The 14,948-nt window shown below is 47.7% G+C and carries 12 protein-coding genes and 1 tRNA gene; 4 read left to right on the top strand and 9 right to left on the bottom strand.

The genetic code is table 11. The annotated features are described in order from the left end of the window. Window positions 1–23: 23 nt before the first annotated feature. Entirely contained in the window at window positions 24–146 is a 123-nt protein-coding gene (locus HZS79_RS16855; RefSeq protein WP_274380149.1) for a hypothetical protein, read from the bottom strand. Between the two features lie 278 nt (window positions 147–424). Here HZS79_RS16855 and dctP point away from each other — a divergent pair, with 278 nt between their 5' ends. From dctP to HZS79_RS00630, 3 genes are all read left to right on the top strand, one after another. Next, window positions 425–1,444, top strand: coding sequence for a TRAP transporter substrate-binding protein DctP (dctP, locus tag HZS79_RS00640; protein ID WP_162217461.1), 1,020 nt, complete (start codon window positions 425–427; stop codon window positions 1,442–1,444). Beyond that, on the top strand, window positions 1,437–1,979 hold the full coding sequence (locus tag HZS79_RS00635; RefSeq protein WP_162217460.1) for a TRAP transporter small permease subunit: 543 nt from the start codon (window positions 1,437–1,439) through the stop codon (window positions 1,977–1,979). The genes dctP and HZS79_RS00635 overlap by 8 nt, the downstream gene beginning before the upstream one ends. A gap of 75 nt (window positions 1,980–2,054) precedes the next feature. Further along, complete coding sequence (locus HZS79_RS00630) at window positions 2,055–3,374, top strand: TRAP transporter large permease (RefSeq protein ID WP_162217459.1); 1,320 nt, start codon at window positions 2,055–2,057, stop codon at window positions 3,372–3,374. A 95-nt stretch (window positions 3,375–3,469) separates the two neighbouring features. Here HZS79_RS00630 and csiR read toward each other — a convergent pair whose 3' ends face one another. The 3 genes from csiR to HZS79_RS00615 all read right to left on the bottom strand — a co-directional run bounded on the left by csiR (window position 3,470) and on the right by HZS79_RS00615 (window position 7,126). After that, window positions 3,470–4,180 carry a DNA-binding transcriptional regulator CsiR gene (gene csiR / locus HZS79_RS00625; protein ID WP_179926808.1) on the bottom strand — a complete coding sequence of 237 codons (711 nt, stop codon included), beginning with the start codon at window positions 4,178–4,180 and terminating at the stop codon, window positions 3,470–3,472. A 188-nt stretch (window positions 4,181–4,368) separates the two neighbouring features. After that, entirely contained in the window at window positions 4,369–5,640 is a 1,272-nt protein-coding gene (gabT, locus tag HZS79_RS00620) for a 4-aminobutyrate--2-oxoglutarate transaminase (RefSeq protein WP_179927048.1), read from the bottom strand. A gap of 40 nt (window positions 5,641–5,680) precedes the next feature. Continuing rightward, window positions 5,681–7,126: an NAD-dependent succinate-semialdehyde dehydrogenase gene (locus HZS79_RS00615; protein ID WP_162217457.1), complete on the bottom strand. Its 1,446-nt coding sequence runs from the start codon at window positions 7,124–7,126 to the stop codon at window positions 5,681–5,683. Window positions 7,127–7,688: 562 nt separating this feature from the next. Between HZS79_RS00615 and HZS79_RS00610 the strand changes: the two genes are divergently transcribed. Then, window positions 7,689–8,120 carry a YybH family protein gene (locus tag HZS79_RS00610; protein WP_179926807.1) on the top strand — a complete coding sequence of 144 codons (432 nt, stop codon included), beginning with the start codon at window positions 7,689–7,691 and terminating at the stop codon, window positions 8,118–8,120. Window positions 8,121–9,330: 1,210 nt separating this feature from the next. On the opposite strand, the gene HZS79_RS00605 is transcribed toward HZS79_RS00610, so the two are convergent. The 5 genes from HZS79_RS00605 to HZS79_RS00585 all read right to left on the bottom strand — a co-directional run bounded on the left by HZS79_RS00605 (window position 9,331) and on the right by HZS79_RS00585 (window position 14,884). Beyond that, complete coding sequence (locus HZS79_RS00605) at window positions 9,331–11,268, bottom strand: DUF3732 domain-containing protein (RefSeq protein WP_179926806.1); 1,938 nt, start codon at window positions 11,266–11,268, stop codon at window positions 9,331–9,333. Then, on the bottom strand, window positions 11,265–11,813 hold the full coding sequence (locus HZS79_RS00600; protein WP_179926805.1) for a hypothetical protein: 549 nt from the start codon (window positions 11,811–11,813) through the stop codon (window positions 11,265–11,267). The genes HZS79_RS00605 and HZS79_RS00600 overlap by 4 nt, the downstream gene beginning before the upstream one ends. Then, window positions 11,813–13,054, bottom strand: a complete 1,242-nt coding sequence (locus HZS79_RS00595) for a dsDNA nuclease domain-containing protein (protein WP_179926804.1) — start codon at window positions 13,052–13,054, stop codon at window positions 11,813–11,815. Before HZS79_RS00595 ends, HZS79_RS00600 begins: the two co-directional genes overlap by 1 nt. A gap of 754 nt (window positions 13,055–13,808) precedes the next feature. Further along, window positions 13,809–13,885, bottom strand: a tRNA-Arg gene (locus tag HZS79_RS00590). Between the two features lie 51 nt (window positions 13,886–13,936). Beyond that, window positions 13,937–14,884, bottom strand: coding sequence for an AEC family transporter (locus HZS79_RS00585; protein ID WP_179926803.1), 948 nt, complete (start codon window positions 14,882–14,884; stop codon window positions 13,937–13,939). Between the last annotated feature and the right edge of the window lie 64 nt (window positions 14,885–14,948).

Raw genomic sequence — 14,948 nt, 5'->3', positions numbered from 1 at the left:
CGTCACTGTCTCTGTTAGCAAAATCACTCGCTATCACGATCCAGATTGGCCGCCTCAATTAACCACTCACGCTGCTTATGGAAAACTGCTAGCCCCTGGCGAACAACGTCCTCATCTTCAAAGGCGAAAGGGCCGCCAACGGCCATCTCTCAGCCCAACGGCTGCTGAAGATAATGGAATTCCGGAAAATCTGCCAAAACCTTAATAAAAGAGGCGAAAAAACGATAAATAAAGCCATCTTCACTCCTACGCTTACCCAGGCCGATAATTATCACATTGCAAAAATGTTGATGTTAGACGATTTTATAGAAATTTTTTATGGCATGAGCGCCGCACGTATGATTAAACTGAAGGCGCAAGATCGTTTAAACACTGACTCATTGATGTCCTCAATAACTCCAAACGCTATCAATAAAGAGGTTCTATGAAACTCTCAATATTTGTAAAAAGCGCTCTTACAACATCCATCGCAGCTTCCATCATGGCGAGCCATGCACTCTATGCCGACACTGTCCGTTTGCGTATGCACACGTTCTACGGCACCGAAGTGGATCATATAGCGGCGGAGTTGCGGGAACGGGTAAGTGAAGCGAGTGACGGCTCCATCAACATTCAATTCTTCCGCGGTGGCGAACTGGTGGACAGTGACCAATTCGTTCAGGCCGTTGCCCGCGGTAGTATCGATATCGGCCATGGTGTGGGTAGCTATTGGCCAGGCACTGTTGGCATCGGCACTATCGAAGGTGGCCTTCCTGGGGCTTGGGTTGATGTCGAAGAAGCACGCGATATATTTGCCAATCAAGGACTTGATGAACTCATCGCAGAAGCGTACGAAGAGCAAGGCGTCAAACTCATCGGCCGCGGCTTTGGTAGCGACTATGGCTTAGTCACCCGAGAGCCAGTATCTAGCCTAGAAGATCTATCCAGCATGCGCATTCGCGCAACCAGTTCAATTGCCACCGTGCTGGAAAAGTTTGGTGTCCCAACCACATTTATCCCCGGTGAAGAGCTCTATGTGGCGCTGTCCACGGGCGTCATTGACGGCGCTATCTACGGTGGCCCCGTAGAGTACGAGCAGCTGCGAATCAATGAAGTGGCGGGTTACTACACCGATATCAATTTGCTTAACCCAGGCTGGACGGAAAATGCGTTCATCAACCCTCGCACCTGGGATCGCATGAGCGAAGAGCAACAGCAGATTTTGGTTGATGAACTAGCTCAATACCTGGAAGACGTTCACAACTGGCTGGAAGAAGGCAACCAACGCATCATTGATGAAGGCGAGCTGTTTGAATTTGCCACACTGCCTGAAGAAGACTCAAACCGCCTAGCCGAAGCTTCCATCCCTATCTGGGAAGAAGAAGCTGCACGCTCTGAGCGTAACGCCCAGGCTATTGAAATCCTGATCAATAATGCTATCGAGAAGGGACGATTGAGTGAGTAAGATCAACCGATATCTACGTTTTCAAGACGGGCTTTCCGACTGGGTCGGACAAGTCATCGCTTGGCTGACGCTAGGTATTATCGGTGTACTGCTCTATGAAGTGGTCGCTCGCTATATGTTGAATGCCCCCACCGTGTGGGGGCACGAACTTGCGACTATGTTCTTCGGTGCGCTGAGTATCCTGGCAGGCAGCTATACCCTCCGCCACCAAAGCCACGTACGCAGTGATGTTATTTATCGATTACTGCCTTTCCGCGTGCAAGCTTTCTGTGACGTTATTGTATTTTCACTAGGCATTTTGGTGTTGGGCATATTTTTCACCCTGGCTGTGGAGTTCGCTCATCGCTCCTGGGTCATCGGCGAATATTCAAACCGTAGCAGCTGGCGTCCACCGCTATGGCCGATCAAGGCAACCATTCCAATCGCCGTTGGACTGTTAATTCTTCAGTGCGTAGCAGAGTTAGTGCGGGCCATCGTTCGTTTGCTTGGTCTTCCCTATGATGATCCACGCGATGACATTAGCGACGCTGAATAAAGCTAACTCTCTTATGAAAAACAAAAGACACACCCCGACGCATCCTTCCGGATATGCAATACAAAGGGTTTTCCAATGTTAAATTTAGACCCCATTACGATTACGGCGATTATGTTTATCTCCATGATCGTGCTAATGGCAATAGGCTCTCCACTAGCCTGGGCATTGATGATATCTGGCATGGGAAGCGCCTACTTAATGTTCGGCCCTGGAGGCCTGGACTTTTTATTATCGTCAGCCTACAGCACCATGGACAATTTTCTCCTGGTTGCTCTCCCCCTCTTCATTTTTATGGGATTGGTACTGGAACGCTCCGGCATCACCGATGACCTTTTCGAAATGATGCATAAGTTAATGGGGAGCCTTCCAGGCGGGCTAGGGATTGGGACTATTCTCATCTGTGCCCTTATCGCCGCCATGGCAGGTGTCTCAGGTGCAGCGACTGTCAGCCTGGGGATTATTGCTTTGCCAGCAATGCTCAAGCGCGGCTATCACAAGCGGCTAGTGACCGGCACGATAATGGCTGGTGGCGCACTGGGCTTTCTCATCCCACCTAGTATCTTAATGATCGTTTATGCGTTTCTTGCCCGCGAATCCGTGGGAAAGCTATTTGCTGCTGGCTTGGTACCCGGCCTGATGCTTGCCGGTATTTACATGGCGTATATATTGATACGTTGCCGCTTGAACCCCGAACTGGGGCCACCAGCGCCAGCAGAAGAGCGTTTTAGCACCAAAGAAAAGCTGATCTCTTTACGCCATGTCATTGCACCGGGACTGTTGGTAACGACGGTACTGGGTTGCATCATTGGTGGGGTCACCTCTCCTTCTGAGGCTTCCGCAGTAGGGGCAGGAGGTGCACTGGTTATCGCTGCTCTAAGAGGCCGGCTTAATTGGGGTCTCCTGCGTTACGCAATGCTCAGCACTACCAAAATAACGGGCATGCTGCTATGGATTGCAATCGCAGCGGTGTTTTTCAGCCGTATCTATATGGGGCTAGGTGCCGGAATGATCGTTAGCGACTTTATCGATGACTTTTCGCTTTCGCCTTATACCGTCATTATTATCATGCTGATTAGCTTCTTTGCGCTTGGCATGTTCTTGGATGACTTTGCCATCCTGTTCATCACGATTCCACTTTATGTGCCAATAGTGCGTGACTTAGGGTTCGATACGACATGGTTTGCGGTGCTATTTATCATTAGTATGCAATCCGCTTATCTAACGCCGCCCTTCGGGTATAACCTATTTTATATGCGATCAGTGGCACCAAAATCTATTACGATTGTAGATATCTACCGTTCGGCACTACCTTATGTTGCTCTGCAAATAATTGGTTTAGCACTTATCGTACTATTCCCAAGTATTGCGCTGTGGCTACCCAACCTGCTGTTCTAAACAAACGTATCAAACGGCTATAAGCAGAGACCTAAACCCAAAAGGCCCTAATCATTAGGGCCTTTTTTATTCTTTCTCCTGCCTGCTCTTTTACCTTATGCTACGCCTTGTTGGCGCATCACCTGTGTAATGATAGGCACAGGCGACATCAAGTGTTCGTGCATCAATGACACTGCTTCATCCTTACGACGCTCAAGCGTGGCGTCTGCCAAGGCAGCATGCTCTTGGCGCTTTGCTTCAAGCGCCTGAGCTGAAAACACGGTTTCTTTAAGCCACAGAAAGCGATAGCGCTGAACTTTATCAAACAGCCCTGCGCGTACTTTCATCAGATGAGGTGAGTTGCAGCCAATCACCATGGCGGTGTGAAAATCACTATGCCGCCTATCCCAAAGCGCTAGCAGCCCCTCTGAACAGCTCGTTTCAGTCAGCTTTGCTAATTGGTAAGACTTCGCCAGAATATTAGCTTCCCAGGCATCATCTCCACGCTCTATCGCAAGCCCCAGCATCATGGCTTCGACCTGCGCACGGGCATCATAAATATCTTTAAGCTCAGCGAGCGACATGGGTGCCACGCGATACCCGCGCTGACTAATCGCCACAACCAGATGCTCAGCGACTAACTGTGAAAGCGCTTCTCGTAGAGGGCCAATACCCAGGTCGTAGCGCGCCTTGAGCACACTCATACGCAATTTTTCGTCAGGTCGAAAAATGCCTTTAATAATGTCAATCTTAAGTAGCTTGTAGGCGCGAATGCCCAAGTTTTCCTTGGCGTCGGCCTTTTCGTCCTGGAAAAGTGATGAATTCATGATTATGCATTTCACAAAGTGGGCGAAAATCATAGCACAATTTGTAACACCTGTTTGAAAGTGCTTAAAACCCACAGCCCTAGACAATATAAAAAGCCGATGCAGAATTAACTGCAACGGCTTCTATGAGCACTTATAGAAACATTTACACAAGCGCGGAGAAATACCAAATAAAGCGTCGTAACACGCTACGCGGTAACCTCTTCCAACAATTCCTCGACAATCGCCAAGCCTTCTTCGAGTATATTATCCTCAATAGTCACTGGCATTAAGAAGCGAATTGTATTGCCGTAAAGCCCACACGAAAGCAGAATCAATCCTTTCTCTCGTGCCCGCCTGCAAAGCGCGGCAGCTAGCTCAGCATCAGGCGCTTGATCGGCGGATACGATATCCAATGCCGCCATGGAACCTAAATGGCGCACATTCTCAACACAGCCAAAGCGCTGCTGCCACTGGGTAAAACGCTGTCCCAAGACTTCCCCTAAAGCCTGGCTCTTCTCAAGAATTTTTTCCTCTTCGAGAACTTCAAGCACGGCAAGAACAGCAGCACAAGAGACAGGGCTGCCCGAATAGGTGCCGCCCAATGAGTTAGGCCCTGACGCATCCATATGCTCAGCCGTACCTACCAGCGCGGAGATTGGCATCCCCCCCGCCATGCTTTTAGCCATGGTGATGATATCCGGCTGAACGCCACTATGTTCAATAGCAAATAATTTGCCGGTGCGGCCAAAGCCAGACTGAACCTCATCGACAATCATCAGCATACCGTGCTCGTCACAAATCTCGCGCACCGCTTTAAGGAAGCTTGCAGGCGCAGGATAGAACCCACCTTCCCCCAACACGGGCTCAATCACGATAGCGGCGGTGTCTTTCGGGTTGGCATCGGTCTTAAGGGTCATTTTAAGGCCGCGGAGCGCGTCTTCTTCACTCACCCCATGGAAAGGCACCGGATAAGGCGCACGGAAAACATTGCCAGGCATACTGCCGAAATCAGCCGAGTATGGCGCCACTTTTCCATTCATCGCCATGGTCATAAACGTACGACCATGGTAGCCGCCATCGAAGCAGATGACGTTATTCTTACCTGTGGCGGCACGGGCCACCTTCACAGCGTTCTCCAGCGCTTCAGCCCCAGAGTTGACGAGCATGACTTTGGCATGACCGCGCACAGGGGTAAGCTGACTGAGCTTCTCAGCCACTTTAACGTAGCCTTCGTAGGGAATGACGGTCTGGCACGTGTGCATCACTCGACCTAACTGCTCACGGACAGCTTCGACTACCTTCGGGTGACAATGGCCAATATTAAGCACGCCAATACCGCCTGCGAAATCAATAATACGGTTACCATCGGCATCCCAAATAATCGCGTTCTCAGCACGGTCGGCAAATTGGGTTGCGGGGCTGGCGGCACCATTAGCGACATATTTTTGTTTAAGCTCGTTCAGTTGCGCATTGCTCATTTTCATTTACTGCATTCCTTCTTAACTTAGAGAAAATCGGTTATAAGCCGCCAACACAGACGTATTTCAACTCAGTAAACTCATCAAGCCCATGGCGTGAGCCCTCTCTCCCCAAGCCAGACTCTTTCACGCCACCAAAGGGCGCCAGCTCGGTAGAAAGAATTCCTTCGTTAACCGCAACCATGCCGTACTCCAGCCCCTCCATAACGTGCCAAATTCTGCGGTAGTCACGCGCATAGAAATAAGCGGCCAACCCAAACTCAGTAGCATTCGCCATGGCAACAGCTTCATCGTCAGTCTCAAAACGAAACACCGGTGCTAAGGGCCCAAACGTCTCTTCACGGGCAACCCGCATGTCGTCGGTAACATCCGCAATAATCGTTGGTTCGAAGAAGGTACCCCCCAGCGCGTGAGGCTTACCGCCACAGACCAAACGCCCGCCCTTCTCCAACGCATCAGCAATATGGGACTCAACCTTTTCGACAGCGGCCTGATTGATCAACGGGCCCTGCATGACGCCTTCTTCAAGCCCGTTGCCAACATTCAGTTGCGCCACGCGCTTAGCCAGCTTTTCGACAAAAGCATCGTAAACGCCACTCTGAACTAAGAAACGGTTAGTGCAGACACACGTCTGTCCGGAGTTGCGATACTTGGAGGCCACAGCCCCCTCAACGGCCGCATCTAGATCGGCGTCATCAAACACGATGAAAGGTGCGTTACCGCCTAATTCCAAGGAAACTTTTTTAACCGTACCGGCACACTGAGCGAGAAGCCTTTTGCCGACAGGCGTAGAGCCTGTGAAGGAGAACTTGCGCACTCGCGGATCAGTGGTTAACACCTCACCAATAGGCGCGGGTTGGCTGGCAGTCACCACATTGATTACCCCAGCGGGTAGGCCAGCAAGCTCCGCGAGGCGTGCCACGGCCAGCGCTGTCAGCGGCGTTGCTTCTGCGGGTTTGATGACCACCGTACATCCTGCTGCCAATGCAGGGGCGCACTTACGGGTAATCATTGCCAAAGGGAAGTTCCATGGCGTAACGGCTGCCACGACGCCAATGGGTTCGCGAAATACCAGAATGCGTTTATCGACACCATGGCCCGGCAAGGTTTCTCCTGCCATGCGCTTGGCCTCTTCGGCATAAAATTCGACAAATGATGCGCCATAAGCCACTTCACCTCGTGACTCCGCCAGCGGCTTGCCCTGCTCTAGCGTCATCAGCCGAGCTAGATCTTCTTGGTGAGCCATGATGGCGTCAAACCAGGCGCGCAGCAGCGTCGCACGCTCTTTGGCGGTGCGCTTTTTCCAGCCATGCCCTGCTGCTTCAGCTGCTGCAACGGCTTCGCGAGCACCATCAGCATCAAGGTCAGGGACTTCGGCTAACACCTCACCATTGGCTGGATTGGTGACCGCAAAGCGTTTTTCAGCGCGTTGCCACACTCCACCAATAAAGGCGTCAGGTATCAAAATATCAGGTAAACCACTCATCTTATTTTCCTTTTGCCATGACATTAGAGCTTGTCTCGCACTCGGGCCGCGCCTCCCACAAACTCACCACAAAGCCATTTCCTGCACTCCCGAAAGCACTCTCGGCCCCGCGCTGTTCCTCACCAAGTCCCGCTTATTTTTCTCTTACATAGCGAAGTGCCCAAGCAACGCTAGACAGGCAGCACAAACCGCATTGGCTGATAAAAATATCTACATTTATAAAAAACGTCAAAATATATTTCTAAAATAAACAAACTGACTGCCAGCGAACAGATCGCTTAAGCGCTGAGGGTGGCATCGGAGTCACGCTGAACGGCTTTCAACCCCCAACCAAAACACATACCGATTCGTGCCAGTTGCGCGCACCGAACTTTGCGTTCACCTGATCATTATCTGAAAGTGGATACTGCCTAACTCATGGCAACCAACGTGAAAACCATTAGAAGAACCAAAGGCCTATTTGACGTGATTTTTAAACGCTACCATTCTTATGATGACGGTTAGGTTTGCGATCACTGCTTCGGTAGTAACTCCGTCACTATCAACCGAAAAGAGGCAAGCCATGGATGCAGATCAGAAAGCCATCGAAACCCTGCTTATGACGCAGCTTCAAGGGTTCGCAGATCGTGATGCTGCCAGCATGAGTGATATTTATACCGAAGATGCCGACTGGACCAATGCATTCGGGCGAACTATTACAGGGCGCGACGCAATTATCTCTTATCTCGGCGAGCTCTTTGCCGATTCGCATTTTTCTGATAATTCCATGGCCGGGCAGCCTGAGATTTCTGTCCGAACGGTTGGCGAAGATGCCGTGGCAGTCAAGGTCTACACTCAGATCGAAGGCCAGCGCACCATTGAAGGCAACGTGCTGCCCACCCGCCACAACTACTCCCTGAAACTGCTCGGCCGTCAATCCGACGGCAGCTGGAAGATTGTGTCGGAACTCTTTATGGACGCGCGCTCAGAAGTGACCCACATTAAGAACGAATAGCGAAGAATCCCGAGCAACAGCCAGCCTTTCTGTACTTGAGCCACCAATGGCATAGATAAGCGCCTGGTAATCCCCTCTCAACATGGGGGGATTACCAGGCGGTCTAATTTTACGAGGGCATCTGAATGGGCGGCGGCATCATCGAAAGTTTACTAATGGCAGTACCTATACTAGGTGTAGCTGTGGCGTTTATCTCGCATTGGCGTGGACATAAGCTAAGTCGAAGCGCGATCAAGATAAATGTAATGGTGAGGATCGTAGACTTCGGAGCTGACTATCGGTCTCAGACTACGCTTGAGGAAGGGCTTCAAAGGACGCTAAAGCGGCTTTTCTACCTCTACTCTGGACAAAGCGTCAATGGCGCTCTGGTGTGGGCGGTACTAAATCATCACCCAAGAGCTGATGCCCTTGACTTGTTGGCGCTAGCGCATGATGAAGTCAGGCTAGATAAGACGTCAGGCAAGATCCGTCACAAGCGACCAAGATGGAAGCTCGAAAGCACCGAGGCGGTGCTTTTCATTATCTATCTAGCGTTGTCCTTAGGCTGGTATCTGATGATAGGACCGGGCCTGCGCTGGTTATATGGTAGCCCTGACAGCATGGTCACTTCCGACAAAATTTGGGCGACGGCTGCCATGGTCTTATCAAGCTGCTTTGTCATCCTCTATGCTAGGTACTGCTTTAGGTATGTCGCGAAAGTGCGAGCTGCAAGGGAACTTACACAAACTAAGCGAATGAAAGCTTCGACATCTCTCCGGATGAGGTGCCTTGATGTGCAGCGCAAGGTGAAAGCACTGCTGGCCTAGATTGGACCGCCCTGCCATAAGGCCATCTCCTTGGTGCGCTCTCGGCGGCACTCGCATGTGCGCCAAGAGATGACGCCGGCGCCACGGCGGTGTCGAGCAACTTCGAATGGTGAGATATACCAGTCTGGCTACCACCACTAAACACTAAGCACTAAGATTGGGGAGGAACACTAGGGAGTAAAGGTCATGTCTGAACACATGATTCCTGGCTTTCTCAGGACTTCTCAATACCCCAGTTGACGTCCCTGGAAGGAGCAAAAAATAGCAACTAACCATTTGAAAAACATGAATTTAAAAAACTATATAAAAATCTCGATATACCAATTAATATACCATTAGCTCTTTCTTAACTTCTCAATAGTTGTAAGAGACCGACCTAGAAAAATTTTCTAGATCGGTCACCGTTATGGTCCAACGTAGTACGGAATTAAGCTAGGGGCTTCAGCTTCACCTGCCATTCTCCTTTGCAGAAAATCAGTTAACTCAAATTCAGGTTCAACAAGGTCTGAATCAATTAAGAGAAGCTGCATACCATGACTACGTTTAGAAGAAGCAAATCTATAAATCTCATTATACAGAGACCTAATCAACTCAGGGTTTTCATCTTCACTTATATTTTTTGTAGGACTGTCGATAATAAGAATATTAGGAACAGGCATTTCATCCTCTAATGCCACTTCATGTATAGCTAGTGCATAACATACATTAAATAGCGTCTTTTTACCTCCACTTCCGGTATCCCAAAAGCCCCATTCTTGATCAGAATGAGTAATTACAGGTTTCCAGTTACGTGGATCTAAACTAATCTTATCATTTTCTGAAAAACCCGGAAAACCAACATCAATCATAATTTCCCTGAACTTCTCAGCAATTTTACGAGCATTTTTCTCTCCATTACTGAGCCGCTTTCTTTCGGATTCTATAGTAATCTTTAAATCTTCAATTTTATTTATAGAGTCAATTTCTTGTTTTTTAAGGTCTTCAATAGCTATTGACATCTTTTTAAAATTATTATAAGAATCCAGTCTCTCATCAAGCTTAGCTATCTCTTTATCTAAATCTCTCACAGCTTCAATATATGCAGAGTCATAACGCTTTAGCTTGTCTTGCAATTCAAAATCTAGCTTTCTTTTTTCTTCTTCAACAATTACTAGCTCACGCTTTGATCGCTCTAGCTCCTGGTTTCTTCGATTGATCGAATCATTAATTTGATCAATTCTATCGTTCACCTCTCTCCTTACTGACTCCATATAATTGCTTGATATTTCTACAGAATTTTCCAAATTAGCACAACAGAGGGAGCACTCGTGAATGGAAGCTTCTTTATTCTTTATATCAGTCCCACACTGCGGGCATGAAGAGTATTTCACTCCTTCTAAGATACTAGCTGCTTTTTTGGTCTTTTCTGCCTTTAACTTAGTGGTAATAAGCTCTGATCGAAGAGCTATTTGCTCTTGAATCGTCGTAGTCGACATATTTATAGCGTCTTTCAGGTCGGAAAGCTTATTACTAATTAACCTTAACCTCTCCCTTAATCCTTCGGATGGGTGAATTATGTTTGCTCTTTCTTTCTCAATTAAGTTTCTTTGATTTCGTGCACGAGCAAGCCTGCTCTTCAAATCATTTATTTTTTGGTGAATAACTTCTTCAGAACCAAATTCAAATCTAACCATGAAACTTCTAATTTGTTCAATTGCTTCACGAGAACCATGCTGCTTAGTATTTAACCGATAATATTCTAACTGTAATTGGCTTAATCGCTCAGAATGCAACCCTGTAAAAAACCGCATCGCATCTTGACTTTTTCGAGCACGAAATGGCTCTTCCAGCCTAAAAAAAGAAGAATCTAAATGAGCTTGATCTAGATAGCAGTATCTCCAAATATCTCGAAAACTAAGTCTAATCATCGGAGAATCTGGATCGCGACTTCTCTTTAACACCTTAATTGGTTCAATATCACATAGGCTAAATATGAGGTCACTAAGATTATAAACCTCACCTGAAGTTATAGTTATATCGCCCGCTGCTATAGGTGCTTTTACTGAATTTATATATCCTTCTCTGTTACTCCATGTAACACGCACAAACTGGGGGTTATCGCTCCCTCTTTCAAATGTACAATCATATTTTCCAAGCTTAGCTTCTAATGTGACAGAAACTAACTCATGTTGAATTGCTGGTGTTCTTTCAAGTTCACCTCCAAAACAGTAATCTATAAGGCGCGCTACTGACGACTTTCCAGTCCCAACTGGCCCATAAATAAAAGTAACGGTCTTAGAAAAGTCAACTTGTACGATATTTTTTCGACTTCTCACAACAAGCATAATCAAATTAATATTCATGTTGGTATTCTCTGATTAGAGCGGAGAGAAATAACTTCTGGGAAATTCTTATATATAAAATTCATAAGATTTGTTGCTTTAAGATCAAAATTTCTTTTTAAAATATCAGACCGCCTTGCATAATCTTTAAACTCTTCCATTTCTCTGAGCTCTAGAGCCAAATTTTCTCCAGCATCTGTAAGAGAAATCAAAACTTTCCGTCCCTCTACATTAATCTCAACGAGGGATTTGGCTACTAAAATATTGAGCAACCCTCGATACTTATGATCCCATGGACCAAACCGATAGCGTACCATCTGAGATTCAACGCTATTTAATTCATGCTCCTTAATTTCGACACTTTTAACTGAAGAACCTTTAGCTTCTAAAGCACGTTCAAGCATAACAGGATAACGCAATAGAAAGTCAAGCTTTGCTAACTTAGTAAAACCGCCAATTGAACTGCTATGATTTGAATCAGAAAAAGCAGATATAAGTATAAGCAAACGAATTGCATGCAGTTCTGGCTCTTCGTCGAGCTGAGCTATAAAATTAACTAAATCCATCACTCAGACTCCCACGGTCTACTATTACTCCACGCTATCTTACACTGAGCAGTTAAAGAAAAAGCCATGCCTTCTAAATGATCAATAGTCGCATCATATAACTGACAATTATCAGCACGCCGATCTTTCAATAAACGAACCAATTCATCTCTCATCGCTGGGCCAAAATCATCACTTTTATTTTTTTTTGCGTCAAAGGCTTTTCCTGCATCGTTAAGCACGAGGGAGAGCACATGGTTATATTGATCCAACCCCTTGTTTTCGCCATGTTTTTTAGTCCAAGCTATACCAAGATAGTCGGCTTTATCCCTCAAATCGTCTGCAGAGTTTCTAGTGACTATTGAGAAACCACCTGTATCTAGCTTTTTATGTAAAAGCTCTGTACTTCCGCTATACGGCTGTACAATTTTAGAAGGGTCACCGATTAGTTCTGAATAACTGTTACGGCCACTTTCAAGCACATTCTGGATCCGAGAAAGAGTCATTCTTTTCCCATTTATTACAGACGCAATGTCATCTTCATCATTACCATTTTCTGCCATATAGGCGGGAAGTAATTGCAAGTGATCTAAAGAAGAAGCTTTTGTACATTCGTTAACCAGCTCTTGCGCTGAACGTACTACAGTGTCATGTGAAAGCTCTTTTGCAGTGGGCCAACATTGCGTAATAGTGTCAATTAAGCGCATAAGTGCATCACGCAACTTAGGAAGTTTCGCACTTGCTATGCATTTTGACAAAGCATTAAAAGCAATCTCATCGCTAACACAAGCAGCTTTTGCAACTTTCTTAACCCACCTTACAGCACTTTTTTCCAATTTAGATATTGAATCAGCTACTTTAATTAATGAAAGAACATACGGAAGATCTTGACCGTTTTTTGATGAATGAATCACATGATTAGTTAAAAAGCAAAAACTTCTAAATTTTCCGCTATATTCATTATCTAAATTAACGAATCGTGCATATGCAGCAATAACAGAATCGTCACTAGCCTTCCATGGCGGCTGGTTATCAGCACGAGTTTTGACTTGATGTCCTGTAAACGATCCATCTCTATGCTTAATCAGGACATCCTCATGATGTTCACAAAAGACTTCTAGAACATCTAGCGTATTATCTAAAACCCTGCAGCAGGTTACCGCAGCCCAGATCCATTGAAAACGGTACCGGTTAGCTGTGTCATCACCTGGATCACCTTTTGCTATTGTACTTTCAAGGCCAGCATTTAAAGTATTACTCATCCCCCCCCCCTTATTTATTATCTAATAGCATTACCAGCATATGTTAAACATTTTTCAAGAGGCATATATACACCCTCCCCAAGCGTTTGCCTTTCCGTAAAACGAGAAAGCCCAGACAGGAGCAAAAAGCGTATCGTTTAATTACCAAGCTCACATCTATCATGAATACTTAGGCTTTGCTAGGACTACTCAGGAACGATCTTTTCTTCTGCCAGCACTTCACTACCCAGCCTTCACGCCTGATCCGCTACCCAGCCCTATAAAAAGCGCATAACCCCGCATGAATTCGCACAATTTTCATGCACCTATTTTTCACCAGCCAGCCCAGCAGTGGCGCGGCTTGACGGCGGGCGCAGGGGTGCATAAAAACCACTACATTTAGCGCGCGGGCGGGGCGGGGTGTCGAGGGCGCGGCGTGGGTCGCGGTCGGTGTGGAGCTGGTTGGTTGGCAACATTGCCGCATGAGGCCCTGTAGGCGCTCGCACAGGGCTAGCTACTCTTCCATCCTACTTACCCACGCCTAACACGCCCACGCCCCGCACAAAGGCGGGGCGTTGGCCATACTAGCCACCCGCTAGGTCATACTTAGGCGGTGTCGAGCAACTTCGAATGGCGAGATATACCATTCTGTATGCCACTTGGCGGCGCAATTTGTAGGGAATGCTAAGGCTTACCTAAGAGCTAGAAGCCTAGGTATTTAGAGTGCTGTACGTGTTTTGGCTTGACGAGGAATGACTGAGAAAGAAAGACCCGTTGGCGTCCCTGGCAGGAGTCGAACCTGCGACCTGCCGCTTAGGAGGCGGCTGCTCTATCCTACTGAGCTACAGGGACTTATGGGGCGCATAGTATAGCGTGTTGCTAAGTGCCAGCCAACCACACTGGTTAAATCCATCCCAGAAGGCGCAGTACGAAGATACCGGTGGTGACGGTGACGCTGGCCATTAAGGTGGTTATCGCGATGATATTGGCGGCCAGCGCTACATTGCCGTTAATGGCTTTTACCATCACAAAGCTGGCGGCGGCGGTTGGGCTGGCGAAGAATAGAAATAACAACCCTAGCTGCTCTCCCGAGAACCCCACCGCCCATGCTGCTAGCGTAGCGAGTAGTGGCAATATGATCATTTTCATGCTGCTGGCACTTATCGCTGTTTGGCTGCCGTTACGCATGGTGGCCACCGACAGCGTTGCGCCTACACAGATCAGCGCCAGGGGTAACGTCAAGGAGGCGAAGTAATCGCCTGAGGTAATCAGCCAGCTAGGCAGTGGAATCGAGAACGCGGCGAATGGCAGCGCGGCGAGTACAGAGATAATCAGTGGATTCGTAACGATATGCTTCAGCAGGTTGCGCCAATCTGTTGATTGGCCGGGCTGATAAGCCGCTAAGGCCACGACCGAAAGCGCGTTGTACATGACAATCACCACACCTAGCAGCAAGCTGCCAGCGGAAAGCCCATAACTGCCGTACATGCCTGCCGCGAGTGCCAGCCCGACAATGCCGCAGTTGCCACGAAAGGCGCCCTGAACATAAATGCCTCGGTCGGCTTCAGGCACCCGATAGCACGCCCAGACCCAACTTAAGAAGAATTGGCCAAGCGTGGCGGCGGCAAAGAACAGCAACAGGGGGATATCCAGCGCAACACTTAAATCTGCTTTTATTAAACTCAAGAAGATGAGCGTGGGGAGCGTTGCTTTGAATACAAGCGCGGACGCGGTAGAGACAAACCCGCTGTCGATCCACTGTAAACGTTTTAAGCCAATGCCGACAAAGACCATGGCAAATACAGGCAACGTGACATCTAGCGTTCGAGAAAACAGCTCTAGTAGGTTCACGAAAGCACTCTCAATCGAATAAGCAGTAGCTTATATAGTCTACCGATAGCACTGATTTGTCGAC

The organism is Vreelandella zhaodongensis (genome assembly GCF_013415115.1).
GTDB lineage: Bacteria > Pseudomonadota > Gammaproteobacteria > Pseudomonadales > Halomonadaceae > Vreelandella > Vreelandella zhaodongensis.
Note: the sequence above shows the minus strand (reverse complement) of the source record. Positions and strands in the feature narration are given on the sequence as shown.